The organism is Kitasatospora sp. NPDC092286, assembly GCF_044755565.1.
Classification (GTDB): domain Bacteria; phylum Actinomycetota; class Actinomycetes; order Streptomycetales; family Streptomycetaceae; genus Kitasatospora.
The window spans coordinates 475,922-500,345 of the sequence record NZ_JBIVRD010000001.1 but is presented as its reverse complement, the minus strand read 5'-3'; the positions used below and the strand labels follow the sequence as shown (position 1 = coordinate 500,345).

Annotated in this window: 19 protein-coding genes and 1 tRNA gene; 12 read left to right on the top strand and 8 right to left on the bottom strand. The window is 72.9% G+C overall.

Annotated features, from left to right (window positions below):
- Window positions 1–19 precede the first annotated feature (19 nt).
- From ACIQIB_RS02385 to ACIQIB_RS02375, 3 genes are all read right to left on the bottom strand, one after another.
- Window positions 20–823: an NDP-sugar synthase gene (locus ACIQIB_RS02385; protein WP_400756267.1), complete on the bottom strand. Its 804-nt coding sequence runs from the start codon at window positions 821–823 to the stop codon at window positions 20–22.
- 53 nt (window positions 824–876) lie between these two features.
- The gene (locus ACIQIB_RS02380; RefSeq protein ID WP_363612507.1) at window positions 877–1,320 is read right to left on the bottom strand and encodes a hypothetical protein; all 444 of its coding nucleotides are present in this window, start codon (window positions 1,318–1,320) and stop codon (window positions 877–879) included.
- Between the two features lie 248 nt (window positions 1,321–1,568).
- Window positions 1,569–2,660: a sn-glycerol-3-phosphate ABC transporter ATP-binding protein UgpC gene (locus ACIQIB_RS02375; RefSeq protein ID WP_363612509.1), complete on the bottom strand. Its 1,092-nt coding sequence runs from the start codon at window positions 2,658–2,660 to the stop codon at window positions 1,569–1,571.
- A gap of 281 nt (window positions 2,661–2,941) precedes the next feature.
- On the opposite strand from ACIQIB_RS02375, the gene ACIQIB_RS02370 reads away from it, so the two are divergent.
- Window positions 2,942–3,015 (top strand) — tRNA-Thr (locus ACIQIB_RS02370).
- A 22-nt stretch (window positions 3,016–3,037) separates the two neighbouring features.
- Here the strand turns inward: ACIQIB_RS02370 and ACIQIB_RS02365 are convergent.
- Window positions 3,038–3,865 carry a hypothetical protein gene (locus ACIQIB_RS02365; protein ID WP_400756266.1) on the bottom strand — a complete coding sequence of 276 codons (828 nt, stop codon included), beginning with the start codon at window positions 3,863–3,865 and terminating at the stop codon, window positions 3,038–3,040.
- Window positions 3,866–4,068: 203 nt separating this feature from the next.
- Here ACIQIB_RS02365 and ACIQIB_RS02360 point away from each other — a divergent pair, with 203 nt between their 5' ends.
- The 4 genes from ACIQIB_RS02360 to ACIQIB_RS02345 all read left to right on the top strand — a co-directional run bounded on the left by ACIQIB_RS02360 (window position 4,069) and on the right by ACIQIB_RS02345 (window position 8,130).
- Window positions 4,069–5,403, top strand: a complete 1,335-nt coding sequence (locus ACIQIB_RS02360) for an MFS transporter (protein ID WP_400756265.1) — start codon at window positions 4,069–4,071, stop codon at window positions 5,401–5,403.
- A gap of 90 nt (window positions 5,404–5,493) precedes the next feature.
- A complete protein-coding gene (locus ACIQIB_RS02355; protein WP_400756264.1) occupies window positions 5,494–7,089 on the top strand; it encodes an oleate hydratase in 1,596 nt (531 codons plus the stop codon).
- 139 nt (window positions 7,090–7,228) lie between these two features.
- Window positions 7,229–7,462, top strand: a complete 234-nt coding sequence (locus tag ACIQIB_RS02350; protein ID WP_363614437.1) for a hypothetical protein — start codon at window positions 7,229–7,231, stop codon at window positions 7,460–7,462.
- Between the two features lie 122 nt (window positions 7,463–7,584).
- Entirely contained in the window at window positions 7,585–8,130 is a 546-nt protein-coding gene (locus tag ACIQIB_RS02345) for a methylated-DNA--[protein]-cysteine S-methyltransferase (RefSeq protein WP_400659833.1), read from the top strand.
- A gap of 45 nt (window positions 8,131–8,175) precedes the next feature.
- On the opposite strand, the gene ACIQIB_RS02340 is transcribed toward ACIQIB_RS02345, so the two are convergent.
- Window positions 8,176–9,240 (bottom strand): ATP-grasp domain-containing protein, encoded by a 1,065-nt coding sequence (locus ACIQIB_RS02340; protein WP_363614433.1) that lies wholly within the window; start codon window positions 9,238–9,240, stop codon window positions 8,176–8,178.
- 373 nt (window positions 9,241–9,613) lie between these two features.
- Between ACIQIB_RS02340 and ACIQIB_RS02335 the strand changes: the two genes are divergently transcribed.
- The 5 genes from ACIQIB_RS02335 to ACIQIB_RS02315 all read left to right on the top strand — a co-directional run bounded on the left by ACIQIB_RS02335 (window position 9,614) and on the right by ACIQIB_RS02315 (window position 16,631).
- Window positions 9,614–11,041 carry a family 2B encapsulin nanocompartment shell protein gene (locus ACIQIB_RS02335; RefSeq protein ID WP_400756263.1) on the top strand — a complete coding sequence of 476 codons (1,428 nt, stop codon included), beginning with the start codon at window positions 9,614–9,616 and terminating at the stop codon, window positions 11,039–11,041.
- Between the two features lie 83 nt (window positions 11,042–11,124).
- Window positions 11,125–12,174 carry a family 2 encapsulin nanocompartment cargo protein polyprenyl transferase gene (locus ACIQIB_RS02330; protein WP_363614429.1) on the top strand — a complete coding sequence of 350 codons (1,050 nt, stop codon included), beginning with the start codon at window positions 11,125–11,127 and terminating at the stop codon, window positions 12,172–12,174.
- 903 nt (window positions 12,175–13,077) lie between these two features.
- Window positions 13,078–14,403, top strand: coding sequence for a DUF1254 domain-containing protein (locus ACIQIB_RS02325; protein WP_400654294.1), 1,326 nt, complete (start codon window positions 13,078–13,080; stop codon window positions 14,401–14,403).
- A 103-nt stretch (window positions 14,404–14,506) separates the two neighbouring features.
- On the top strand, window positions 14,507–15,841 hold the full coding sequence (locus ACIQIB_RS02320) for a DUF1254 domain-containing protein (protein ID WP_363614425.1): 1,335 nt from the start codon (window positions 14,507–14,509) through the stop codon (window positions 15,839–15,841).
- 118 nt (window positions 15,842–15,959) lie between these two features.
- On the top strand, window positions 15,960–16,631 hold the full coding sequence (locus ACIQIB_RS02315) for a GAP family protein (RefSeq protein ID WP_363614423.1): 672 nt from the start codon (window positions 15,960–15,962) through the stop codon (window positions 16,629–16,631).
- Between the two features lie 117 nt (window positions 16,632–16,748).
- Here the strand turns inward: ACIQIB_RS02315 and ACIQIB_RS02310 are convergent, their stop codons facing one another.
- Window positions 16,749–18,611: a sigma-70 family RNA polymerase sigma factor gene (locus ACIQIB_RS02310; RefSeq protein ID WP_400756261.1), complete on the bottom strand. Its 1,863-nt coding sequence runs from the start codon at window positions 18,609–18,611 to the stop codon at window positions 16,749–16,751.
- A gap of 174 nt (window positions 18,612–18,785) precedes the next feature.
- Between ACIQIB_RS02310 and radA the strand changes: the two genes are divergently transcribed.
- Together radA and disA are read left to right on the top strand one after the other, a co-directional pair.
- Window positions 18,786–20,330 carry a DNA repair protein RadA gene (radA, locus tag ACIQIB_RS02305; protein WP_400756260.1) on the top strand — a complete coding sequence of 515 codons (1,545 nt, stop codon included), beginning with the start codon at window positions 18,786–18,788 and terminating at the stop codon, window positions 20,328–20,330.
- Window positions 20,331–20,468: 138 nt separating this feature from the next.
- The gene (disA, locus tag ACIQIB_RS02300; protein ID WP_363614417.1) at window positions 20,469–21,575 is read left to right on the top strand and encodes a DNA integrity scanning diadenylate cyclase DisA; all 1,107 of its coding nucleotides are present in this window, start codon (window positions 20,469–20,471) and stop codon (window positions 21,573–21,575) included.
- Window positions 21,576–21,671: 96 nt separating this feature from the next.
- On the opposite strand, the gene ACIQIB_RS02295 is transcribed toward disA, so the two are convergent.
- Together ACIQIB_RS02295 and ACIQIB_RS02290 are read right to left on the bottom strand one after the other, a co-directional pair.
- A complete protein-coding gene (locus ACIQIB_RS02295; protein WP_363606046.1) occupies window positions 21,672–22,886 on the bottom strand; it encodes a S8 family serine peptidase in 1,215 nt (404 codons plus the stop codon).
- A gap of 500 nt (window positions 22,887–23,386) precedes the next feature.
- Window positions 23,387–24,259 (bottom strand): hypothetical protein, encoded by an 873-nt coding sequence (locus ACIQIB_RS02290; RefSeq protein WP_363606044.1) that lies wholly within the window; start codon window positions 24,257–24,259, stop codon window positions 23,387–23,389.
- Window positions 24,260–24,424: the final 165 nt, after the last annotated feature.

Sequence of the window (24,424 nt, the reverse complement as noted above, 5' to 3'; positions counted from 1 at the left end):
CCGGTCCTGGCGGCCTGCCCTACTGCGGGGCGCGGCCGGCCCCGGCGGCGAGCTCCTTGGCCGCCTCGGTGAGGTCCTTCGCGGTGTCGATGGCGCGCCAGTAGACGCCCTGCGGCAGCTGGTAGCCCGCCAGCCGCTTGCCCCGGGCCAACTGGGGGAAGGTGGTGCGCTCGTGGTCGCCGACGTCCGGCAGCAGCTCCGCGAACTCCGGGCTGAACACGTACAGGCCGGCGTTGATGAGGAACGGCGAGGGCGGGGCCTCGATGAAGTCCAGCACGTTGCCGAACTGGTCCGTCTCCACCGCGCCCCACGGGATGCGCGGGCGGGCCAGCGCGAGCGTCGCGACGGCGTCCCGCTCGTAGTGGAAGGCCGCCATGTCGCGCAGGCTGAAGCGGGTCCAGATGTCGCCGTTGGTGGCGTACCAGGGCTCGTCCGGGCGGGGCAGCGCCTTGGCGGCGTGCTTGAGGCCGCCGCCACGGCCGAGCGGCTCGGCCTCGACGACGGTGCGGACGTTCAGCGGCAGGTCGGCCTTGTCGAGCCACTCCTCCAGCACGTCGGCCAGATGCCCGCAGGAGATGACCACGTCGGTGACGTCCTCGGAAGCGAGCCAGGCCAGCTGGTGCCCCAGGATCGGCGTGCCCGTGCCCGGTATCTCCACCAGCGGCTTCGGGCGGTCGTCCGTGTAGGGCCGCAGCCGGGAGCCCTGGCCGCCGGCCAGGATGACGGCCTGCGTCACGGCCGGGCGGGCGCTCGCCCCGGCGGACGGGGCCGGCAGGGGCTGCGGGGACGCGAGGTCGGCGGTGGGGCCGGAGTCAGCGGTCATGCCTGAACAATAGGCGCGCCCCGCGATGGACTCATAGGGCTGTCTGACAAACCCTAGCCCGCGATACCCGATGCGAACGAGCCGTCGCAGACCGGGCGGGCGAAGGAGCGGGCCCGCTGGACGTCGCCCTGGTACTTGCGCACCGCGGCCTTGCCCAGCTCGGTGGCGAGCGAGGAGCAGTACGGCGTCAGCGACGGCTGCTCCCGCATCGAACGCTCCAGCAGGTCCAGCGCGGAGCCCGGGTTGTGCGCGCGCAGCTCGTCCAGCAGCGCGACGCGCAGCGACTCCTGGGGAGCCAGGCCGTCCTGGGGCTTGCCGGCTCCGGAGGCCCGGCCGATCCCGGCGCCGTCGCCGCTGGACGCGGCCACGACCTGCTGGTCGAGCCCGGTCGGAGGGGCCCACGGCACCCTGGTCACGGCGAGGGTGCCGGTGGTCACCAGGACGACGGGCAGGGTGAGGGCGATGGTCTGGCCGATACGGCGAACAAGCTGCTTCACGATCAGGAGAGTAGCGCTGAGTATGGTCCGGATTGCCCTCCGTTACCCCATCGAGTGACATCGTGTCCGGGTTCGTCCCCTCACCGTGTTGACGCGGCGGCGCTCCGGGCGGGGAAGCGGGTGCCGGTGACCCTGCGGGCCCGGGGTCGGCCGAGGGCTGCCGAGGCGACGGAGCACCCCCGACACGACGGAGCCCCGTCGGACCACGGGTGGTCCGACGGGGCTCCGGCCGCTGTCCTGCGCGGGCCTCAGCTGGAGAGGCGGGCGCCGGTGCTGGTGGAGAAGACGTGGGTCTCGTTGGCGATCGGCACCACGTGAATGGTCTCGCCGCGCTGCGGGACCTGACGGCCGTGCACGCGCACGACCAGGTCCCGGTCCTCGCCGCCGATCTTGGTGGTGCCGTAGACGAAGCCGTCCGAGCCGAGCTCCTCGACCACGTTGACGGTGACGGCGACGCCCTCGATGCCGCCCGACGGGACGACCTCGAAGTGCTCCGGGCGGATGCCGACGGTCACGGTCTTGTCGGTGCCGGAGCCGGCCAGGTCCTCGCGGGAGATGTTGACGACCGAGCCGCCGAACTTCACGCCGCCGTCGACCAGGGGCACCTCGACCAGGTTCATCGCCGGCGAGCCGATGAAGCCGGCGACGAAGAGGTTGGCGGGCCGGTCGTACATGGTGCGCGGGCTGTCCACCTGCTGCAGCACGCCGCCCTTGAGCACCGCGACGCGGTCACCCATGGTGAGCGCCTCGGTCTGGTCGTGGGTGACGTACACCGTGGTGATGCCCAGGCGGCGCTGCAGGCCGGCGATCTGGGTACGGGTCGAGACGCGGAGCTTGGCGTCCAGGTTCGACAGCGGCTCGTCCATCAGGAAGACCTGCGGCTCGCGGACGATGGCACGGCCCATCGCGACACGCTGGCGCTGACCGCCGGAGAGCGCCTTCGGCTTGCGGTCCAGGAACTCGGTGAGGTCGAGGATCTTCCCGGCCTCCTCGACCTTGGCGCGGATCTCCGCCTTGTTGACGCCCGCGATCTTGAGCGCGAAGCCCATGTTCTCGGCGACGGTCATGTGCGGGTACAGCGCGTAGTTCTGGAACACCATCGCGATGTCCCGGTCCTTCGGCGGCAGGTGCGTGACGTCGCGGTCGCCGATGCGGATCGCACCGCTGTTGACGTCCTCCAGGCCGGCCAGCATCCGGAGGCTGGTCGACTTGCCGCAACCCGAGGGGCCGACCAGCACGAGGAACTCGCCGTCCTCGATCTGCAGGTCCAGCGCGTCCACCGAGGGCTTGTCGGCCCCGGGGTAGACACGGGTCGCCTTGTCGTACGTCACAGAAGCCATGGCTGTGCTCTCCTTCACCGGCAGGAACGTGCCGGACGATCCGAGTAAAGGGCGGATGTCGTACCCGTCGGCCCGTCAAGTGGTCTGAACCACTGTGCGAACCGACTCCCGGCGACGCTACCTGCGCTTCCGCCGCTTGTCAGCCCCCAGCAAGCCCGATTTCGGCATCGGTTCCATCACGCCCACCCGTCCCGCCAACCCCCGGATATGCCAGCACCGCCCCGCCCCGGCCCGGTAGACTGCCCCCGGTGCCGCCGTGATCCGTCGCGGACGGCCACCATGCCTCCTTAGCTCAGCTGGCCAGAGCACCGCTCTTGTAAAGCGGGGGTCGTCGGTTCGAACCCGACAGGGGGCTCAGCGCGCCACTCATCGTTTGATCACCGGCCCCGGGCACTGTGCCCGGGGCCGGTGTCGTTGGGGCGCAGTTGTCGCAGGGTCCAGGGGGTGGTGGGGGAGAGGGGGCGGGTGAGGGTGGTGAAGAGTTCGGCGGCGCGGCGGTAGGAGAGGCGGGCGTGGCCGGTGTGGGGGCAGCGGTCGGGGGCGGGGGTGGACGCGGGGGCGCGGCGGTCGGTGAGGAAGAGGGGGCCGGTGGTGCGGCCGGCGAGGAGGAGGGGGAGGAGCCGGGCGGTCCCGGTCTGCCACTGGAGGGGGGCGGCCGAGGGGCGGGTGCGGCGGTGGCGGAGGTCGAGGTCGTCGGCGTTCAGGGCGAGGACGGTTTCGATGGCGGCGCCGCTCTCGTGGAGCAGGTGCCAGAGGGTCTGCTCGCGCAGCGGCGCGCGGAGGGTGAGGAGCGCGCGGAGTTCGGCGGGGGTGAGCGGTGCCGGGCCGGTGCCGGGCAGGGGGCGTGGGCGCAGGGCGGTGGTGGGGTCGGTGTCGATCCAGCCCTGGGCGCGCCACCAGGTGACCGCGGCGCGCAGGGTGGAGAGTTCGCGGTTGAGCGTGCGCGGGTCGGTCGCGGCGGCGCGACGGGTGGCGGCGGTCCGGAGGCGGGTGGCCGCGCCGGGGTGGTCGAGCAGGGCCAGTGGGAGGACGGGCGGTCGGGCGCGCCGCCGTTCGGGGCCGGTGGGGGCGGGGCGGTCGGCCAGTGCCCAGGCCCAGGTGTTCAGCGCGATCCGGTAGATCCGGCGGGAGCCGGCGCCGAGCCCGGAGGCGGCGAGATAGCGCTCGACGGCCACTGCGTACTCGACCGGTGGCAACTCGGGCATGGAGCCTTCTTTCCGCAGTAAACGATGGGCGACGGACCGTCTGGAGAATATCGGGTTGATGCAGTAAATAGCAGGTGGAAGCGGCCTGTTGGGGTCATTTACTGCGGCGGTGGCAGGGTTTCGAGAAATTGATGCGAGTCGGCTCAGGTTTTTCGCCGGAAAGCCTTGAACGCCCCTCCGGCGCGGAGGCAGACTTGCCGCCCATGGCAGTGGACATGGAACGGATTCCGGCCCGCCGTCGGCGGCTCGCCGGCCGTCTCGCCGTGCTGGGCGAGCGTGACTTCAGGTGGTTCTTCGTCGGGTACGCGACCTCGCTGCTCGGCTCCTCGATGGCGCCGGTGGCGGTGGCCTTCGCGGTGCTGGACGGCGGGGGCGGGAGCGGCGGCCACGGCGGGAGCGGCACCGACCTGGGCTGGGTGATGGCGGCCCGGATCCTGCCGATCGTGCTGGTGCTGCTGGCCGGCGGGGTGATCGCGGACCGCCTGGGCAGCCGGCGGGTGATGCTGGCCTCGGATGTGCTGCGCGGTGTCGTGCAGGCGGTGTTCGCGGCGGTGCTGATGGCGGGTCGGGCCCCGGTCTGGGCGATGGTGGTGCTGGTCGCCGTCTGGGGCGTCGGTGAGGGGCTCTTCATGCCGGCGCTCGGTGCGCTGGTGCCCGGCCTGGTGCGTGACCGGAGCCGTCTCCCGGACGCCAACACGCTGCTCGGCCTGGCCCGTTCGGTCGGGACGGTCGCGGGCCCGGCCGTCGCCGGCGTGGTGACGGCGGCGCAGGGGCCGGCCGCGGTGCTGCTGGTCGACGCGGTGACGTACGGCGTCGGCGCCCTGGCGCTCGCCCGGCTGAGCCTGCCCGGGCGTGCCGAAGGGGGCGCGGACCGGTCCGGCTCGATGCTCGGCGATCTGCGGTCCGGCTGGTGGGAGTTCGGCTCGCGGCCGTGGCTCTGGATCACCACGGCGCACATGGGCCTGTTCAACCTGCTGGTGTGGGCGCCGTTCCTGGTGCTCGGGCCGCTCGCCGCGCGGCAGGGTCTCGGCGGCGCGCGCGGCTGGGGGCTGGTGATGGGCGTGTACGGGGTCGGTGCGGTGATGGGCGGTCTGCTGATGCTGGGTCGCAGGCCCGGTCGGCCGCTCGCGGTGGCGACGCTGGCGACGTTCGGGTGGGTGCTGCCGTCGGCGGCGCTCGCGGCCGGTGCGTCGCTGGCGTGGGTGGTGTCGGCGGCGCTGCTGGCGGGCGCCGGGTCGGCGGTCTGCGGCACTTTGTACAGCACCACCATGCAGAGCTGGGTGCCGCCCGAAGTGCTCGCCAGGGTGGCCTCGTTCGGGGCGCTGGGGGCCTTTGTGCTCGGGCCCGTCGGGCTGGCCGCAGCCGGTCCGGCGGCTGATCAGATCGGTTCCGCGAGGGTGCTGTTGTTCGGTGCTCTCTGGCAACTCGTCGCCGGTGGCGTGGTGTTGGCCGTTCCGGTGGTCCGTCGGCGACGGTGGGAGCAGGCCGTCGAGGGGGTGCGGGGCGAACGTGGGCTGGGTCACAAAACGGGCAAATAGAAATTCCTTCGCATATGGACCAAGATGGGTGCCGAGCTGCGGCCCACCGGGCCGGAACCGACTCCCGTCTTCTCGATGAAGGGTGACGTCATGACCTCAGCAGACTCGCAGCCGCAGGCCTATCTGGTCGGCGGAGGCATCGCCTCCCTGGCCGCCGCGGTGTTCCTGGTGCGCGATGCCAGGCTTCCCGGCTCCTCCGTGCACATCCTGGAGGAGAGCCGGATCGCGGGCGGCGCGCTCGACGGAGCCACCGCGCCCGTCCCCGAGCGCGGTTACGTCTCCCGCGGCGGGCGGATGCTGGAGGACGAGGCGTACGTCTGCCTCTGGGACCTGCTGGAGAGCATCCCCACCCTCACCGACCCGGAGACGACGGTCCGCGAGGAGATCGTCGCCTTCAACAAGGTCTGGCACACCAACGCCCAGGCCCGGCTGATCGACCGCGACCACACCGTCCTCGACGCCGCCGACCTGGGCCTCAACGCCCATGACCGGGCCGAGATGACCAGGCTGCTGGCCCTTCCCGAGCGGGTCATCGGCACCCGCCGGATCGAGGACTTCTTCTCCGAGCACTTCTTCCGGACCAACTTCTGGGCGATGTGGCGCAGCACCTTCGCCTTCCAGAACTGGCACAGCGCGATCGAGCTCAAGCGCTACTTCCTGCGCTTCATCCAGGAGTTCCCCCGGATCCACACCCTCTCGGGGGTGCGCCGCACCAGGCTCAACCAGTACGACTCCATCGTCCGTCCGGTGCAGCGCTGGCTCGCCGAACAGGGCGTGCGCACCGACTACGGGGTGAAGGTCACCGACGTCGACTTCGCCGGGAACGACGGCGAGCGGCGCGCCACCCGGCTGCACGTCGAGCGTGACGGCACGCCCGGCACGATCGAACTCGGCGATGACGACCACGCGTTCATCACCATCGGCTCGATGACGGCCGATGCCTCGTACGGATACGACGACTCGGTACCGGAGCTGATCCGCGACAAGCGCGACGGCGGATGGTCGCTCTGGGAGAACATCGCCCGCAAGGCGCCCGACTTCGGCCGGCCGGGCGCGTTCAACGGCAATGTGGAGGAGACCAAGTGGGAGTCCTTCACCCTCACCATGCGCAGTCCGCTCCTGCTCCACCGCATCACGGAGTTCTCCGGCAACGCGCCCGGCACCGGCGCACTGATGACCTTCGCGGACTCCAGCTGGCTGCTGTCGATCGTGGTGCCGCACCAGCCGCACTTCGACGGCCAGCCGGACGACGTCTTCACGCTCTGGGGCTACAGCCTGCTCGGTGACAACGACGGCGACTACATCGGCAAGCCGATGTCGCAGGCCACCGGGCAGGAGATCCTCACCGAGCTGATCGGCCACCTCGGCTTCCAGGACGACCTGGCGGAGATCCGCCGCACCACGCAGGTGGTCACGGTGATGATGCCGTACATCACCAGCCAGTTCGAGCGCCGCGCGATCGGCGACCGCCCGCTGGTGGTGCCGGCCGGTTCGGCGAACTTCGCCTTCCTCGGGCAGTACACCGAGGTCCCGGAGGACGTGGTGTTCACCGTGGAGTACTCGGTGCGCGGCGCGATGCACGCCGTGTACGAGCTCTTCGGCGTCGACCGGGAGATCCCGGGGATCTACCACGGGCTCTCGGACCCCAAGGTCGCCTTCGACGCGCTGCGCACCGCGTTCGGCTGAGCCCGGACGGCGAGCGCGCCCCGCCCACGGCCCTCCCGCCCCGCCCCGGCCGCCGTACCCCCGCCGCACCATGGCGGGCGCGGCGGCCGGGGCGGTCGTACGGTGGAGGGAGTGCGGGGGCGAACGGAGGAGGTTGGCCATGCCCGGTTCTCTCACCATCAGCCACCACGAGGCGGCGGTCACCCTGGACCACTCGGACGCCAAGCGGCTCGCCGCGGTGCTGGACGAACTGGCCTATCTGCTGGAGATCCCGGGGCCGAACCGGCTCAACGACACGCAGCTCGGCGCCCTGTGCGAGGGCCGGACGCCCGACCGGGCCGAGCTGTCGCACTGGTCGCGGGGGATCGCCGCGCAGCTGAAGGGGCGGCTCTGACGACGGCCGCGCCGGACCGGTCGCAGCCGCCGTACGATGGCGCGCGGGGCGGGTGGTCCTCGCGCGCCTTCCGGGTGCCGGTGCAACCGGCGGCCGGTCCGGTGGAGGGCGGGAGCCCGAGCGTGTCGCAGTCCTGGTCGATGTCCTGGCTGACGGTTCCGACGCCGCTGCCGAGCGGGCCGATGCACATCGCGGTCACGCCGCTGGGTGTGGCGGCGGCCGGGTACGGGGAGCGCGCGGGGGAGTCGCCGCGCTGTACGGACGAGTCGAAGACCGCCGCGGTGACCGACCGGATAGGTGAGTATCTCTCCGGCCGGCGGCGGGAGTTGGGGCTGCCGATCGACTGGAGCCTGAGTACCGGTCCGCATCGGGCGGTGCTGCGGACGCTGCTGTCCGACGTGCCGTACGGACGGACCATCACCTATGGCGAACTGGCCGCCCGCAGCGGGGTGTTCGAGGACGTGGCGGAGCCCGGGCTGGCGGCCCGGACGGTCGGGCAGATGATGGCCGCCAACCCCGTCGCGCTGCTGGTGCCGTGCCACCGGGTGGTGGCGGCGGACGGGATCGGCGGCTTCGGCGGCGGCCGGGTCGGGATCGACGTGAAGCGCTGGCTGCTCACCCTGGAGGGGGTGCTGGAGCCGACGCTGGACTGGAACGGCCCGCTGTAGAGCCGGTCATGGGTTCCGCGGGCCGCCCGGCCTGGCCCGTAGAAGCTAGTGGACGAGTTCGGCCGGGGCGAGGTTCCGGGCGAACGGGAGCCGGCGCGGCGGCACCGGCTGGATCCCGGAGACCAGGGTGTACTCGATCGGGTCCGGGTCCGTGCTCCACTCGGTGTCCGGCCGCTCGCCGAGCGCCAACTGCACGGCGTTCCAGGGGAGGTTGAGGCCGCAGAGGCGCAGCTGGTGCAGGCCGCCGGACGGGCGGGTGTTGACGTCGATCACCACCGGTTCGCCGGCCAGGTGGCGGAACTGCACATTGGAGAGGAAGGCCATCCCGGTGGACTCGACCAGTCGGCGGGCCGGCTCCAGGTACCGGGGGTCGGTGGTGAAACCGCGGCGGCGGCCCCGCTTGCTGCGGCCGACGGCGGTGAGGAGGGTGCCGTCCCGGTCGGCCAGGCAGTCCACGGAGATTTCGGGGCCGTCCAGGTAGGGCATCACCAGCAGGTCGGCCGGTTCGTCGGCGGCCTCCAGCGCGGCGGCCACCTGGTCGACCTGGACGCGGCTGTCCCAGCCGGCCAGCCGGTGCAGGCCGAACGGCTCGCGGGTGAGCAGCCGGAAGCCCTCGCCGCCGGCGCCCGAGGCGGGCTTGAGGCAGGCGGTGAGCCCGGCGGACTCGATCCGCTCGACGGCGGCGAGCAGCTCCTCCGCGGTGCGGACCTGCCACCACGGCGGGGTGGGCAGCCCGGCGTCGGCCATCGCCGCGTAGCCGTCCGCCTTGCTGTGGAAGGCGGCGATCGCGGTGGCCGGCGGGCAGGCGAGTGCGGTGCCGATGGCCTCGAACTCCTTGTGGTGCAGGGATATCGCGAGCTGGTTGAGCCGCGGCAGGAAGACGTCGACGGAGTGGCGGGCGCAGTAGTCGAGGGCGAAGGCGACGTAGGCGTCGGGCGGCAGGTCGGCCGGTTCGAGGGTGCCGTGGTCGGCTGCGGCGAGGACGGGGGAGTCGGGGTCGGCGTGGGTGGCGTAGACCTCGACGGGGCGCGGCGCCTCGCGCAGCTGTTCGACGAAGAACACGTTCTCCGCGTAGGTGCGGTTGAGCCAGACACGTACGGGGGCGCTCATGAAGGCCTCCCAGGGCAGGGGTGAACGAGGGGAGGGCATCCGGTGCGGCCACACACTCGTCAACTGGCCCCGTGGCCCTTTGAGGTGGCACCTTAGCGGCCCCTTGCGCGGGCGTGGACGGCGGGTGGTCCGCTCGGCGGGTGGTCGCGGGGCCGCGCGCGGGAGGCGGGCCGGGGGTGCCGGTGCCGGAGAGGCGGAGGGACTCGTTCCGGAGTTTTCGAATAATTCTCGAACTAATATCGATCAAATGATCCATTCGTACTATTTGTTCCGCTATTTCAACCACTCGAAAGAGTGATTGCCATACTCCCCCGAATGGGCCCACCATGAGGGCTGCAAGGCGACACTTCATCGGGCACGCGAAGGGCTCCCCATGTCGACCGAAACCAACGTCGGTATTCCTGCGCAGGGTGGGCCGTCGCCAACCCGGCAGCAGCAGAGTCTCGGCACGGAGGGCGCGAGGAATCTCGCGACGACCACCAAGTCCGCGCCGCAGATGCAGGGCATCAGCCCGCGCTGGCTGCTCAGGATGCTGCCGTGGGTCCAGGTGTCCGCCGGTACCTACCGGGTCAACCGCCGCCTGCGCTATTCGGTCGGCCGGGGCCGGGTGAGCTTCGTCCAGACGGGCGCCGAGGTGCGGATCGTCCCGCCCAGCCTGCGCGAGGTGCCGGTGCTGCGCGGCTTCGACGACGACGCGGTGCTGGAGGAGCTGGCCGGGCGCTTCGTCCAGCGTGACTTCTCCGTCGGTGAGGTGCTGGTCACGGCCGGCACCCCGATCGCCGAGGTCTTCATCATCGCGCACGGCAAGCTCGACCGGCTCGCCACCGGCAAGTACGGCGAGGAGGCGGTGCTCGGCTCCCTCGCGGACGGCGACCACCTGGGCGACGAGGCCCTGCGGCAGGAGGACGGCGCCTGGCCGTACACGGTGAAGGCAGCCACCGCCGGCACCGCGCTGGTGCTCTCCTGGCCCGACTTCCAGGAGCTCGCGGACCGTTCCGAGGCGCTGCAGCTGCAGATCATGGAGTACCTGGCCGGGTTCCAGCAGGCGCAGAACAAGCACGGTGAGGCCCAGATCGGGCTCTCGGCCGGCCATCAGGGCGAGTACGAGCTGCCCGGGGCCTTCGTGGACTACGAGCTGAAGCCGCGCGAGTACGAGCTGAGCGTGGCGCAGACGGTGCTCAAGGTGCACAGCCGGGTCGCCGACCTCTACAACCAGCCGATGAACCAGACCGAGCACCAGCTCCGGCTGACCATCGAGGCGCTGCGCGAGCGCCAGGAGCACGAGCTGATCAACAACCCGGAGTTCGGGCTGCTGCGGAACGCCGAGTACGACCAGCGGATCCAGACCCACTCCGGCCCGCCCACCCCGGACGACATGGACGAGCTGCTCAGCCGCCGCCGCAGCACCAAGATGTTCCTCGCCCACCCCAGGGCCATCGCGGCCTTCGGGCGGGAGTGCAACCGCCGGGGCCTCTACCCGGGCACCGTCGATGTCCAGGGCAGGGCCATCACGGCCTGGCGCGGCGTGCCGGTCTTCCCGTGCAACAAGATCCCGGTCCTGGGCGGGGGCACCAGCTCGATCATCGCCCTGCGCACCGGAGAGGACAACCAGGGCGTTATCGGACTCCACCAGACCGGAATTCCCGACGAATACCAGCCGAGCCTCTCGGTGCGTTTCATGGGGATCGACGAGAAGGCCGTTATTTCCTATCTCGTCAGCGCCTACTATTCCGCCGCCATTCTGGTGCCCGACGCGATCGGTGTGCTGGAGAACGTCGACGTCGCATACCGCCGAGACTGACCGGGCCCGGTCGGAACCGCGCCGCCGGGTCGCAGCCACGCCCCGGCCCGGTGGCGCCCACCGAACACCAGGGGGAGGAACCCATGGGAATCTTCACGTTGGAGCGGGACCACAGAGAGGGCCACGAGGCGGAGGACGTGCTCGCCCGCGCCCGTGCCCTGGTCGATCCGGTCCTGCGCACCGCCGTCGACTCGCTGCCCGGCGCGATGCGCAGGGTGGCCGGCTACCACTTCGGCTGGTGGGAGGCCGACGGTTCGCCGGTCGCCGCCCCCTCGGGCAAGGCCATCCGCCCGGCCCTGGTCCTCGCCGCCACCCAGGCCCTCGGCGGCACGCCGGCCACGGCCACGGCTGCGGCCGCCGCCGTCGAACTGGTCCACAACTTCACCCTGCTCCACGACGATGTCATCGACCGTGACGAGACCAGGCGCCACCGTCCCACCGCCTGGCGGGTGTTCGGCACCACCGAGGCCATTCTGGCGGGGGACGCCATGCACTCGCTGGCGCTGCGGATCCTCGCCGAGGACACCCACCCGGCCGCCCAGGGGGCCGTCCGCCGGCTCGCGGACTGTGTGGTCGAACTCTGCGAGGGTCAGCAGATCGACTGCGCCTTCGAACAGCGCAGTGACGTTTCGCTCGCCGAGTGCCTGGCGATGGCGGAGGCGAAGACGGGCGCGCTGCTCGGTGCCGCCTGTGCGATGGGCGCACAGTACGCGGGCGCGTCGGAGGAGGTCGCGCAGGCGATGGACGGCTTCGGCCGGGAGATCGGCCTGGCGTTCCAGCTCATCGACGACCTGATCGGAATCTGGGGAGATCCGGCCGTCACCGGTAAGCCGGTCGGTGCGGACCTGGTCGCACGCAAGAAGTCACTGCCGGTGGTGGCGGCCCTGGGTTCCGGCACCACCGACGGCGCCCGGCTCGCGGAGCTCTACGCACTCGAACGGCCGCTCAGTACCGAGGAGTTGGCGCACTGCGCGGTCGCGGTCGAAGGGGCCGGCGGGCGGGGCTGGGCGCAGGGCGAGTCCTGCGAGCGGATGGCGGCCGCTCTTGCCCAGCTGGCTACGGCGGTTCCCGAGCCGTCCGCCGCCGATGAGCTGCTCGCGCTCGCCGAGCTGGTCACGCGCCGTACCCACTGAGCGGTCCGGGGTGGATGCAGGGGAGTGGGGCGTCGGACCGGCCGACGTTCCACTCCTGGCCCTGCGGTCGGCATGGCTCAGGCAGGCCTTAGGGCAGGACGGCCAGCAGTCGCTGCCCCTTGGCCGGCGTGATGCCGGGCATCGTGCCACCCGGGCGGCCCTTTCGGCCCTCGGCATCGGTGTTCTCCAATTGCATCGTCCGGTTCGGATCCCCCGGGGCCGGCGCTGGGCCGTCCGTTCCAGCGCCGCACGCCCGCAACCGGCCTTGAGCGCATTGCTGAACGGCTGGCCGGGCGGGGTGTCGGCGGGGCAGGGGTGCAGCGGTGAGGTCTCGTCCACCGTTCGGGTCGGCCAGTCGGCGAAGGCGTGCGCGGAGGAGACGAAGGTGTAGTGCCCGGCGTGCTCGCGCAGCAGCCCGGCGGAGAGCGCCACCTGGGCGGGCTGCTGGGCCGAGGTGTCCACGACGGCGTCCCAGTGCCACCCCTCGACCAGGCGCGCCAGGTCGGCGGCGGAGTCACGCTCGCCCCGGACGGCCTGGACGCCGGGCAGGTCGGTGCCGGGACGGCCTCGGTTGAAGGTGGTCACCTCATCGCCGCGGGCCAGGGCTTCGGAGGCGAAGGCGCGCCCCAGAAAGGACGAACCCCCAAGCAGGAGGATCTTCATACCGGAAAGCTCTTCTGTCCCCCTCGCCCGCATGCCCCCGTTCGCGCTGAGCGGAGGCGCAGGGGATTCAGGGGAGCCCGGGGAGCAGGGCAGTCGGGTGCGGCGGGGACCGGCCGTCGGCGCCCCCGGCCGAGGTGCTGATCGAATCCGACCCGCATAGCATCCCCTTTGTACCGATATGTCCGTATAGGAGCGGTGCTCCGGCACCGGGGCGAGCGACCACTGGGGAGAGCGACAGCAATGGGCAACCCGGCACTCGTGGACCCGGCCACCATCCGTGCGACCGCCGCCGAAGCGTGGATCCGCGGCTACCCGATCCTGCGGAACTACCGCACCCTGTACGCGCAGGCCGTGGACGACGCGGACCCGGGGTACGTCGGCGGTTTCGGCGTCTTCCGGCACTATCCGCAGCCCTTCACCCCGGCCGACACCGATGCCGACACCCCCGACAACGACACCTCCCGCTCCCGGGCCTGGCTCGATCTGCGCACCGAGCCCTGGGTGGTCTCCGTCCCCGCCGAGGACCGCTACTACGTCCTCCCGCTGCACGAACTCGACACCGTGTACGCCGGGTTCATCGGCGCCCGGGCCACCGGCCAGGAGGCCGGCGACTACCTGGTGGCCGGCCCGGGCTGGCAGGGCGAGGTCCCCACGGGCATCAAGGGCGTCATCCGCACCGCCACCCAGCTGGTCGGCATCCTCGGCCGCACCCACCTCGCCGGGCCCGCACCCGAGGCGGTCGAGGAGCTGAAGCTGGTCCAGCAGGGCTACCGGCTGCGCCCGCTGCACGAGTACGCGGGCACGCCGGCGCCCCCGCCCGCCCCCCACCCGGTCTGGCCGGTCTGGCGCGAGGAGGTCATGGACGGCATCGAGTTCTTCAGCTTCCTCGACTTCCTGCTCGGCTTCTTCCCGGTGCTCCCCGCCGAGGCCGATCTCCGTACCCGCCTGACCGACCTCGGCATCGACGGCCGCGGCGACTTCGAGCCCGCCGCGCTGCCGATCGTGGTGCGCGCCGAGATCGAACGCGGCATCGCCGACGGTCAGGCCGAACTGCGAAGCGCCGCCGACCGGACCACCACCTCGACCGGTCTCTTCGGCACCCGCGAGCAGATCGGCACCGAGTACCTCAAGCAGGCGGTCGCCGCCGCCGTGGATCTGTACGGGCTGCCCGCCGACGAGACCTGGTACGGCGGCTGGGCCGCCGACAGCGCGGGCAACCAGCCGCCGAACGCCAGCGACCGCGACTACGTCGTCCGGTTCGGCCCGGACGACCTGCCGCCCGCCCGCTTCTTCTGGTCGGCCACCATGTACGCGCTCCCGGAGCGCCGGCTCGTCGACAACACCCTGGACCGCTATGCGATCGGCGACCGCACCCCCGGGCTGGTCCGCGAGCCGGACGGCGGCCTCACCCTCCACATCCAGCACAAGCGGCCCGCCAACACCCAGCACTCGGCCAACTGGCTGCCCGCGCCCGACGGACCGTTCACGATCGTCGTCCGGCTCTACGGTCCGGACCAGTCCGTCCTCGACGGCCGTTGGCGACTCCCGCCACTGACCCCGCTCTGACCTCCGCTCCGACCCCCCCGCACCGAACCCGCGCCGTCGCCCGTTCCCCGACCCCGACCCCGAGCCGCACCGCCCGTTCCCCCGGACCCGAGAAGGACTCCCGATGACCCAGCCCGAGCTGGAGGCCCTGGCCGCCGACGCCTACGTCTACGGCTACCCGCTCGTCTCCGACCTCACCATGGTCGAGCGCTTCACCCAGGGCGGCGTGGGGATCCTGCCGGCGGCGCCGTTCAACCACTTCAGCCACGCCACCCGGCTGGCCGGGCCGGACGACCCCTTCGCCTCGGTCAACAACGACACCGTCTACTCGGTCGCCCAGCTCGACCTCTCCGAGGGCCCGCAGGTGCTGAGCGTGCCGGACACCGGTGGGGCGTACTACGTGCTGCAGTTCGTCGACGCGTGGACCGACAACTTCGCCTACCTCGGCTCGCGGGCCACCGGCACCGGCGGGCAGACCTGGCTGATCGTCCCGCCCGACTGGCACGGCACCCCGGCCGACCCCCAGCGGGTGATCGTCGCGCCGACCACGGTGGCCTGCATCGTCGGCCGCTTCGCCTGCACGGGCCCCGACGACCTGCCACGGGTCCGGGCGCTCCAGGAAGGGCTGACGCTCGAACCGCTGGAGCCGGGCGGCCTGGTCGCCGGACTGCCCGAACCCGACTTCGAGGTGCCCGAGCGGCTGGCCTTCTTCGAACGGCTGCGGATCTGGATGGCGGCCTTCCCGCCCGCCGCGGCCGACATCGAGTACCAGCAGCGGTTCGCCCCGCTCGGCCTGCTCGACGTCGGCCCCTCCCCCTACCGCGCCCCCGCGCCGGAATGGACGCTGGCCCTGCTCAAGGGCATGGCGGCGGGCCGCGAACGGGTCGAGGCCGCCACCCGGCCACCGGAGGACCACCCGGCCGGCGAGTGGCGGGCGGGGCTGCACCTCTTCGACTACAACGTCGACTTCCTCGGCCCCGGCACCATCGACGACTCCGAGTGGCGCATCCCCGACCGCCGCGCCGCCTACCTCAGCCGGGCCGCCGCCGCCCGCGCCGGCCTCTGGGGCAACCACGCGTACGAGGCGGTCTACGCGACGACGTACGACGACGCCGACGGCCGGCCGCTCAGCGGCGCGCACGCGTACACGCTGCGCTTCGACGAACCCCCGCCGGCGGACGCCTTCTGGTCCGTCACCATGTACGGGCTGCCGGAGTACCACCTGGTGGCGAACCCGATCGCGCGCTACTCGATCGGCGACCGCACCCCCGGCCTGGTGTACGGCGAGGACGGTTCGCTGACCCTGCTGCTCCAGCACGAACCGCCCTCCCACCCCGCCGCGGTGGCGAACTGGCTGCCCACCCCGGAGGGCGGGTTCCGGCCGATCATCCGGCTCTACCAGCCGAAACGGGCCGCCCTGGACGGCACCTACCGGGTGCCACCGATCCAGCGGCACTGAACCCGGCTCTCCGAGTCCGAGCAGCTGACCCCGAGCAACTGACCCCGAGTAGCCGCCCGAGGGTCACCGCGCCCGGTTCGCGGAGCCCCGAGGCGTCGTACCGACGAGAGGCAGGAGCATGGGCGACGCCGTCGGCCAGATGCTGGCCTCGGCCGTGGGTATCGCGATCAGCCCGCTGCCGCTGATCGCGGTGATCCTGATGCTGGCCACGCCGAAGGGCCGGGTCAACGGAGCGGCGTTCGCGGCCGGCTGGGCGGTGGCGCTGGCGGCGGTGGTCACCGTGGTGGTGCTGGCCGGTTCGGGGCTGACCACCGGTTCCTCGAAACCGGTCTGGGCGTGGTGGCTGAAGCTGGCGATCGGCGTGTTCCTTCTCCTCCTGGGCCTCACGCGGTGGAAGGACCGCCCGCGCGAGGGGCATGTGCACGGCCCGCCGACATGGATGCGGACGGTCCACCGGTCCACCCCCGGCAGAGTGGTCGGCCTGGCCGCCGTCCTGTTGACGGCCGACCCGAAGAACCTGGTGCTGGCGGTCGGCGGCGCCCTCTCGATCGCCACCAGCACGGCGTCCGGCAGCGGCAAGGCGGTGGCGGCCGCGCTGCTGGTGCTGGTCGGCTCGCTCTGCACACTGCTGCCGTCGGCGGTCCACCTGTTCGGCGGCGACGGGGCGGCCAGGACGCTGGGGGAGTGGAAGGCGTGGACGGCCGCCCACAACCCGGCGATCGTGCTGGTGTCCCTGGTCGTCCTCGGCGCGACGTACGTCGGCGACGCGATCTCCAGGCTGACCATCTGACGAACCGGCCATCTGGTGGCCCGACGACCCGGCACCCAGCCCGGTCCGGCACCCAGCCCGGTCCGGCATCCGCCCGGCTCGGCATCCGCCCGGTTCGGGCCTCGCCCGCGTCTCGGCTCAGCGCGACGAGGGAGAGACCGGAGCGGGTGTGGACGCGGTGGCGGTCGGGGCCGGGGGCGAAGGCGAGGGTGAGGACGTGCTGGGGGCGGCCGTCGGTGAGGCGGTCGGCGCCGGGGAGGAGGGGACCGCCGTGGGCCCCGGACCCGTCGGAGTCGCGGACGGCGTGCCACCCGGCGTGCCGCCCTGGGACGGCCGGTCCGGGTCGGCGGGGCTCGTGGTCGGGTCGGTCGAGGCGGAGGTGCCACCGCCCCGGTTGTGCGGGCCGCTCTCCAGGGTGACCACGGCCTGCGAGGGCGGCAGCGCGATCCGGGCGGACCAGTGCACGGCCGGGGCGAGCTCCTCGTCCACGGTGACGATCACCGTGATCCGCTGGCCCGGGGCGAGCGTCCCGGCGTCCCGGCCGAGCCGGAGCCAGGCCGCGTCCACGGCGGCGTGCCAGCGGATCTCGGTGCTGCCGGAGTTGGTCAGGGTGAGTACGGTCCGGTTGCCGTACTCGCCCGCCTCGACGGTCAACTGTCCGGCCGGAGCGGGCGGCGCCGGCTGTCCGCCGGCTGTGGGCCCGGCCGGGAGGCCGCCGCCGGGGGCCGACGCGGTGACCGGCAGGGGGCTGCCGAGCGGGGTCGCGCCACGGCTCGGTACGGCGATTGCGGGGCCCGGGGCCCCCGGGGGCAACGTTTCTGCACTGACCACCCCGGTACCGGCGAGTTCCAGCCCGGCCGTCGCCGGTGCGGCACCGTCCTGGCCCATCCGGCCCACCGGATCCGGCCGGTCCACGGCCGACCCGGGGCCCTCCGGCCGGTACCCGGCGGGCCGCCCGTGCGCGTCCACCCGGACCGACGAGACCGAAGCGGCGGCCCGTGCGGTGCCACCGCTCCGGTGGCCGGCCCAGAGCGCGGCCACCGGAGCGAACAGCACAGCCGCCAGCACCCCGGTGGTCACGACCCGCCGGCGCACCGCCGACCCACGACCCGCGTCCGGCGCGCGGTGACGCGGGAAACCGCTCTGGTCGAACCGCAGCCCCGGCTCGACCACCGCTACCCGTCCCGCCGACCCCGCACGCCCCACCGTCCGGGCCGCCTGCGGCAGGAACACCACACCGCCGCTCCGCCCGGGCCGGGCGGCGGGCGCGGACAGCACCGGCAGCCCGGACAGCCCCGCCGCACTCTCGGCCGCCCCTCCGGCCACCCGTTCCGCCGTACCCCGGCAGGTCGGGCAGTCCATCACGTGCCGCACCAGCTCCCGGCGCGGCGCCGGGCCGAGCACCCGGTTCCGTCGGCTCTCCGCCCCGGCCCCGCCGAGCCGGTCCAGCCCGGGGCAGCCGCGGACGCCGGGCACCAGCAGCGCCGCCCCGGTCCGGTCGACCTCCGCCTGTGCCGAGGCGAGCAGCGTCCGGGCGGTGTCGAACGGCACGCCCAGCACGGCCGCCACCTCGATCGGGCTCAGCCGATGCCGTACCGACAGCTCCAGCGCCTCGCGCTGCTCGGGGTCGGTGCCCGCCGCCGCGGGCCAGGCCAGCGAGGCCAGCTCGCGCCGCCGCCGGGCGGCCTCGACGGCCGGGAGCCCCGGCCGCGGCCCGTGCGCCGCACCGGCCCCGTGGCCCGCACCGGACCAGGTCCCCGGCCCGTTCTGCAACCGGCGCAGACAGCAGTACCGAGCCAACGAGTACAGCCAGGCCCGCAGCAGCCCGGGCTCGGCCAGCCGGGCCCCGTGCCGCAGCGCCAGCTCCCGTACCTCCCGCAGGGCGTCGGCCGCCGCGTCGTGCTCGCACAGCACCGAGAGACAGTAGGTGAACAGGCCGTCCACCTGCCGGTCGTACGCCGCGAGCACGGCGTCGCGCGGCTCTTCAGCACTCGTCGTCACCTGTCCGACGGTAGAGAGCCCGGGGGCCGCACCCGGGCCATTCCCTGCTGTTGTACTTCTTTCGGGTAACAACATCGCCCATCTGTGGACCCACCCCGGTCCACGACCGGAGCGCCGACCACCGTCGTCGCCGTCGTACCCGGGCTGTCGGACCCAGGCGCTACGGTGGGCCGCATGGCTGCCCGTACCAAGACCACCGCCAAGCCGCGCCCGGCGTACCGCTGCACCGAGTGCGGCAACCAGCTGCCCAAGTGGGTCGGCCGGTGCCCGGAGTGCAACGCCTGGGGCACGGTGGAGGAGTACGGCGCGGTGCCGATCAGGACCACCGCCGCCGGCCCGGTCAGCGCGCCCGCCCGGCCGATCGCCCAGGTCGACGGCCAGGTGGCGACGGCCCGCTCCACCGGCGTCCCCGAGCTCGACCGGGTGCTCGGCGGCGGCATCGTCCCCGGCGCCGTGGTCCTGCTGGCCGGCGAGCCCGGCGTCGGCAAGTCGACCCTGCTGCTGGACGTCGCGGCCAAGGCCGCCGGCGCCCGGCACCGCACCCTGTACGTCACCGGTGAGGAGTCGGCCGGTCAGGTCCGGCTGCGCGCCGACCGGATCAACGCGCTCTCCGAACACCTCTACCTCGCCGCCGAGTCCGATCTCGGCGCGGTGCTCGGCCACATCGAGGCGGTCAGCCCGGGCCTGCTGATCCTGGACTCGGTGCAGACCATCGCCTCCGCCGAGCTGGACGGCGCCCCCGGCGGCCCGGCCCAGGTCCGCGAGGTGGCGGGCGCGCTGATCCGGGCGTCCAAGGACCGCGGCATGGCGACCCTGCTGGTCGGCCACGTCACCAAGGACGGCCAGATCGCCGGCCCCCGCCTGCTGGAGCACCTGGTGGACGTGGTGCTGAGCTTCGAGGGGGACCGCCACGCCCGGCTGCGCATCATCCGCGGTATCAAGAACCGGTACGGCGCCACCGACGAGGTCGGCTGCTTCGAACTGCACGACGAGGGCATCACGGGCCTGGCCGACCCCTCCGGCCTCTTCCTGACCAGGCGCGACAAGCCCGTTCCCGGTACCTGCCTGACCGTCACCCTGGAGGGCCGCCGCCCGCTGGTGGCGGAGGTGCAGGCGCTGATGGTGGATTCGCAGATCCCGTCCCCGCGCCGGACGACCTCCGGTCTGGAGTCGCCCCGGATCGCGATGATCCTGGCCGTGGTCGAGCGGCACGGCGGGGTGAAGCTCGGCAAGCAGGACATCTACACCGCGACGGTCGGCGGGGTGAAGCTGACCGAGCCGTCCGCGGACCTCGCGATCGCGCTCGCGGTGGCCAGCTCCTCCTCCGACACCCCGCTGCCGAGCAACCTGGTGGCGATCGGCGAGGTCGGTCTCGCGGGCGAGGTCCGCCGGGTGACGGGTGTGCAGCGGCGGCTCGCCGAGGCGCACCGGCTGGGCTTCACCCACGCGCTGGTCCCGCCGGACCCGGGCAAGGTGCCGGCGGGCATGACGGTGGTCGAGGTCGCGGACATCGGCGAGGCGCTGCGGGCCATTCCCGGCCGCCGTCGGGCCGCCGCCAAGCCGCGTGGTGAGGCACCGTCGACCCGCCGCAGGGCTTCGGAGGCCCCGCGCGAGACGCCGCCGGCCCCTCGCGCGGGGCGGCGCGAAACCCCGGTCGCGGCCTACCCGGAGGAGCTCATGGAGGGGTGGGAGCCGGTCGACTCCGACGAACTGCGCTGACCCAAGCCCTGTCGATGCCGCACGCAGTTAGACTTTCCCCTGTCTAATTGCCGATAAGGCAGTAATAAGCGACAGAGCAACAGACCGTAGGCCGGCGCACGCGCGAGGCGCGCGGTACGGGTCGACCGGAGGAGTCACGTGGCAGCCAGCGACCGGGCGGACAAGTCCTCCCGCGAGGAGGCCCTGCTGCGGGCCTCCCTCAGCGCCATCGCGCCCGGCACGGGGCTGCGTGACGGCCTGGAGCGGGTGCTGCGGGCCAACACCGGCGGTTTGATCGTGCTCGGCTTCGACAAGACGGTCGAGTCGATCTGTACCGGCGGGTTCGTCCTGGACGTCGAGTTCACCGCCACCCGGCTGCGCGAGCTGTGCAAGCTCGACGGCGCGGTGGTGCTGGACAAGGACATCACCAAGATCGTCCGGGCCGGGGTGCACCTGATGCCGGACTCCACCATCCCCACCGACGAGACCGGTACCCGGCACCGCACCGCGGAACGGGTCAACCGGCAGACCGGGTTCCCGGTGGTCGCGGTCTCGCACTCGATGCGGCTGATCGCGATGTACGTCAACGGCACCCGCCGGGTGCTGGAGGACTCGACCACCGTCCTCTCCCGCGCCAACCAGGCGCTCGCCACCCTGGAGCGGTACAAGCTCCGCCTGGACGAGGTGGCCGGCACGCTCTCCGCGCTGGAGATCGAGGACCTGGTGACGGTCCGGGACGTCACCGCCGTCGCCCAGCGGCTGGAGATGGTCCGGCTGATCGCCACCGAGATCGCCGGCTACGTGCTGGAGCTCGGTACCGACGGCCGGCTGCTCTCGCTCCAGCTGGACGAACTGATCGCCGGTGTGGAGCCGGAGCGCGAGCTGGTCGCCCGGGACTACTTCCCGGAGCGGGCCGCGAAGAAGGGCCGGACGGTCGCCGAGGTGCTCGCCGACCTGGAGGCGCTGACCCACGCCGAACTGCTCGACCTGCAGACCGTCGCCAAGGCGCTCGGCTACTCGGGCTCGCCGGAGTCGCTGGACTCGGCGGTCTCGCCGCGGGGTTACCGGCTGCTGGCCAAGATCCCGCGGCTGCCCAACACCGTCATAGAGCGGCTGGTCGAGCACTTCGGCGGGCTGCAGAAGCTGCTCGCCGCCAGCATCGACGATCTGCAGACGGTCGAGGGCGTCGGCGAGACCAGGGCCCGCTCGGTCCGCGAGGGTCTGTCCCGGCTGGCCGAGTCGTCCATCCTGGAGCGCTACGTCTGACGGTCGGCGCACCCGCACGCACGGGACGGCCCCCGGGGATTCCACTCCCCGGGGGCCGTCCGTCGTTCCGGCCGTACTGCCGTCGTTCCGGCCGTCCTACTGGGTGACGCGCAGCAGCAGGTTGGGGCTGCCGCTGCCGATCGAGGTGAGCACGCCGCTGGTGGCGGCCGCGGTGAGGGCGCTGGTGACGCTCGCCGGGGTGTCCCCCGGGTGGTACGAGAGGTAGATCGCGGCGGCGCCGGCCACGTGCGGACTGGCCATCGACGTACCGGAGATGGTGTTGGTGGCCGTGTCACTGGTGTTCCAGGCCGAGGTGATGTTCGTGCCGGGGGCGAAGATGTCCACCCGGCTGCCGTAGTTGGAGTAACTGGCCTTGGCGTCCGTGTCGGTGGTCGCGCCGACGGTGATCGCGGTCGGGACCCTCGCCGGGGAGTAGTTCTGCGCCGGGGCGGCGGAGTTGCCGGCCGCGATGGCGTAGGTGACGCCGGAGGCGATCGAGTTGGCCACGGCGCTGTCCAGCGTGGTGCTGGGCGAGCCGCCGAGGCTGAGGTTGGCGACGGCGGGCTTCTTCGCGTTCTGGGTGACCCAGTTGACGCCGGCGATCACGCCGGCCGTGGTGCCGGAGCCGTTGTTGTCGAGCACCCGGACGCCGACCACCTTGGCGCTCTTGGCCACGCCGTAGGCGCTGCCCGCGATGGTCGCGGCGACGTGCGTGCCGTGGCCGTTGCCGTCCTGGGCCACGGCGTCGTTGTCGACGAAGTCGTAGCCGTCGGAGGCCCGGCCGCCGAAGTCGGTGTGCGAGACCCGTACGCCGGTGTCGATGACGTACGCGGTCACCCCGGCGCCGGCCGCGTCGGGGTAGGTGTAGCGGGAGTCGAGCGGGAGAGCCGGCTGGTCGATCCGGTCCAGGCCCCAGGACGGCGGGTTGACCTGGGTCGCGGCGACGGTGAAGGTCTGGTTGGCCTCGACCGCCGCGACGGCCGGATCGGCGGCCAGCCGGCGGGCCTGTTCGGCCGTCAGGGCGGCCTCGTAGCCGTTCACCGCCCGGTCCCAGGTCTGCCGGACCTGGCCGCCGTGCCGGGCCACCACCTGCCGGCCCTGCGCGGAGCCGGCCTTGATGCCCGAGGCCGCCTTGAGGATGACGATGTAGCTGCCCGGGACGGCGGTCGGCGAGTCGGCCTGCTGGACGACGCCTTCCGGGAGCTCTGCCGCGCCGGCCGGCAGGGTGGCGGCGCCGCAGAGGACGGCGGTGGCGATCGCGGTGGTGAGGGCGGCCGCGGTCCGGCGGCGGGTGATGCGCTGCACTGCCATGAGAGGTGTTCCTCCTCGTCGGTGGTGCGGAGCGGGGTCCGGGCGGTGTCACGGCCCGGGGTCATCAGGATTCGGCCGATGGCAGGAACGCGACAAGAAGGGTTTCGGGTCGTCATGGGGCCGCTATGCCGGGGACATTGCGGAGACACTCCGGGGACACGCGGAGCCGCGGCCAAAGCGGATGAAACGGGCATCCGGCGGGCGTCGGCCCGGCCTCGGTGCCACCCGGGGCCATCCGGGCGTCACCGGCCGATACCGTTCCTCAACGCCGTGGTCGCGCGGTGCCCCGTCGAGGCGGCCGGAACGCGTCGGACGGCGCCGCGGAACGCCGTCCGGGCGGCGTGCCCGGGGGTGTCAGGGGTGTCAGGGGTGTCAGGGGTGCCCGGGAAGTGCGGGAGGCACAGGAAGTGCGGGGAGGCGCTGGGAGCGCCGGGAAGGGCCGGAAACGCCGAAGCCCCGGCGCGGTGGCCGGGGCTTCGGACGGGACGGCTGAGTGGAGGTCAGTTCTCCAGCCGGATCGAGGAGCGCGCCGAGACCTGGCCGCCGGAGAGGCCGGCGAGGTCGGCGACCACCAGGTAGGTGCCGGCCGTGGCGGGCGCCGGGTCGGCCGTGGCGCACTGCTGCTTGCTGCGGCTGCGGTCCCAGGTGAAGGTCTCGGTCATGCCGCCGTTCGCCGGGACCTGCACCCAGCTGCTGCCACGGTCCGCCGGGCAGTCGCCGGAGGACCAGATCCGGTCGCCGTTGGCGGCCGTCACGGTGATGGCGGAGGTCGTCCGGCCCAGGTCCACCCGGCAGTTGCTGCCGGCGGCGTTGTGGATGGTCAGCGCCAGCCGGGGCTTGTCCTTGGGCTGGTAGGAGTTCTGCGCGCTGGCCAGCTCCAGCGTCACCTGCGACGAGGCGCAGACCGGCAGGGCCATCACCTCGGTGGTGTTCACCGGCGGCGTGCCGCCACCGTTGCCGCCGGTCGAGCCGCCGCTGCCGCCCGCGCCGCCCGTACCACCGCCCGCGCCGCCGGGGGCCGGGCTGGGCGCACTGCCCCCGCCGGTGCCGCCGGTGCTGAGGCTGACATCGCCGCCGCCGGAGCCGGCGACCGCGCCGCCGCTCGGAGCGGCACCGCCGCCGGGGCGTGCGCCGCTCACGGGGCCGCTCGGGGAGGCGCCGGGCGTGATCGCCTGGGCGGGTGACTGGGACTGGGACTGGGACGGCACGGCCTGGGCGGCCTTGCCCTGGGAGTCGTCGCCACCGCCGCCCTGATCGGACATCAGCCAGAGAATCAGGGCGATGACCACGACGGCGGCGGCGAGCACGACGATGCGCCGGCGCCAGTAGATCGAGGCCGGCAGTGGTCCCACGGGTTGACGCAGAGAAGGCACGCCCAAACTCTACGAGACAGTGTGTGTCCCTTGACGTACCAACACCGCACAGTCGCCCCTTCCTTCACATGATCCGCCATTTGCGCCGTTCGGGGGAGACCGAAACGAGGGTTTTTCCGTAGACCATCCGGAGCAGCGCGCTCCGATTCGGCCGGGGGCGCGGGC

Coding starts and splice junctions, on each gene's coding strand:
- ACIQIB_RS02385 (WP_400756267.1), bottom strand. CDS start 823: ATGACCGCTGACTCCGGCCCCACCGCCGACCTCGCGTCCCCGCAGCCC.
- ACIQIB_RS02365 (WP_400756266.1), bottom strand. CDS start 3,865: ATGCCCGAGTTGCCACCGGTCGAGTACGCAGTGGCCGTCGAGCGCTAT.
- ACIQIB_RS02335 (WP_400756263.1), top strand. CDS start 9,614: ATGTCGACCGAAACCAACGTCGGTATTCCTGCGCAGGGTGGGCCGTCG.
- ACIQIB_RS02350 (WP_363614437.1), top strand. CDS start 7,229: ATGCCCGGTTCTCTCACCATCAGCCACCACGAGGCGGCGGTCACCCTG.
- ACIQIB_RS02340 (WP_363614433.1), bottom strand. CDS start 9,240: ATGAGCGCCCCCGTACGTGTCTGGCTCAACCGCACCTACGCGGAGAAC.
- ACIQIB_RS02375 (WP_363612509.1), bottom strand. CDS start 2,660: ATGGCTTCTGTGACGTACGACAAGGCGACCCGTGTCTACCCCGGGGCC.
- ACIQIB_RS02320 (WP_363614425.1), top strand. CDS start 14,507: ATGACCCAGCCCGAGCTGGAGGCCCTGGCCGCCGACGCCTACGTCTAC.
- ACIQIB_RS02295 (WP_363606046.1), bottom strand. CDS start 22,886: ATGGCAGTGCAGCGCATCACCCGCCGCCGGACCGCGGCCGCCCTCACC.
- ACIQIB_RS02330 (WP_363614429.1), top strand. CDS start 11,125: ATGGGAATCTTCACGTTGGAGCGGGACCACAGAGAGGGCCACGAGGCG.
- ACIQIB_RS02315 (WP_363614423.1), top strand. CDS start 15,960: ATGGGCGACGCCGTCGGCCAGATGCTGGCCTCGGCCGTGGGTATCGCG.
- ACIQIB_RS02355 (WP_400756264.1), top strand. CDS start 5,494: ATGACCTCAGCAGACTCGCAGCCGCAGGCCTATCTGGTCGGCGGAGGC.
- radA (WP_400756260.1), top strand. CDS start 18,786: ATGGCTGCCCGTACCAAGACCACCGCCAAGCCGCGCCCGGCGTACCGC.
- ACIQIB_RS02325 (WP_400654294.1), top strand. CDS start 13,078: ATGGGCAACCCGGCACTCGTGGACCCGGCCACCATCCGTGCGACCGCC.
- ACIQIB_RS02360 (WP_400756265.1), top strand. CDS start 4,069: ATGGCAGTGGACATGGAACGGATTCCGGCCCGCCGTCGGCGGCTCGCC.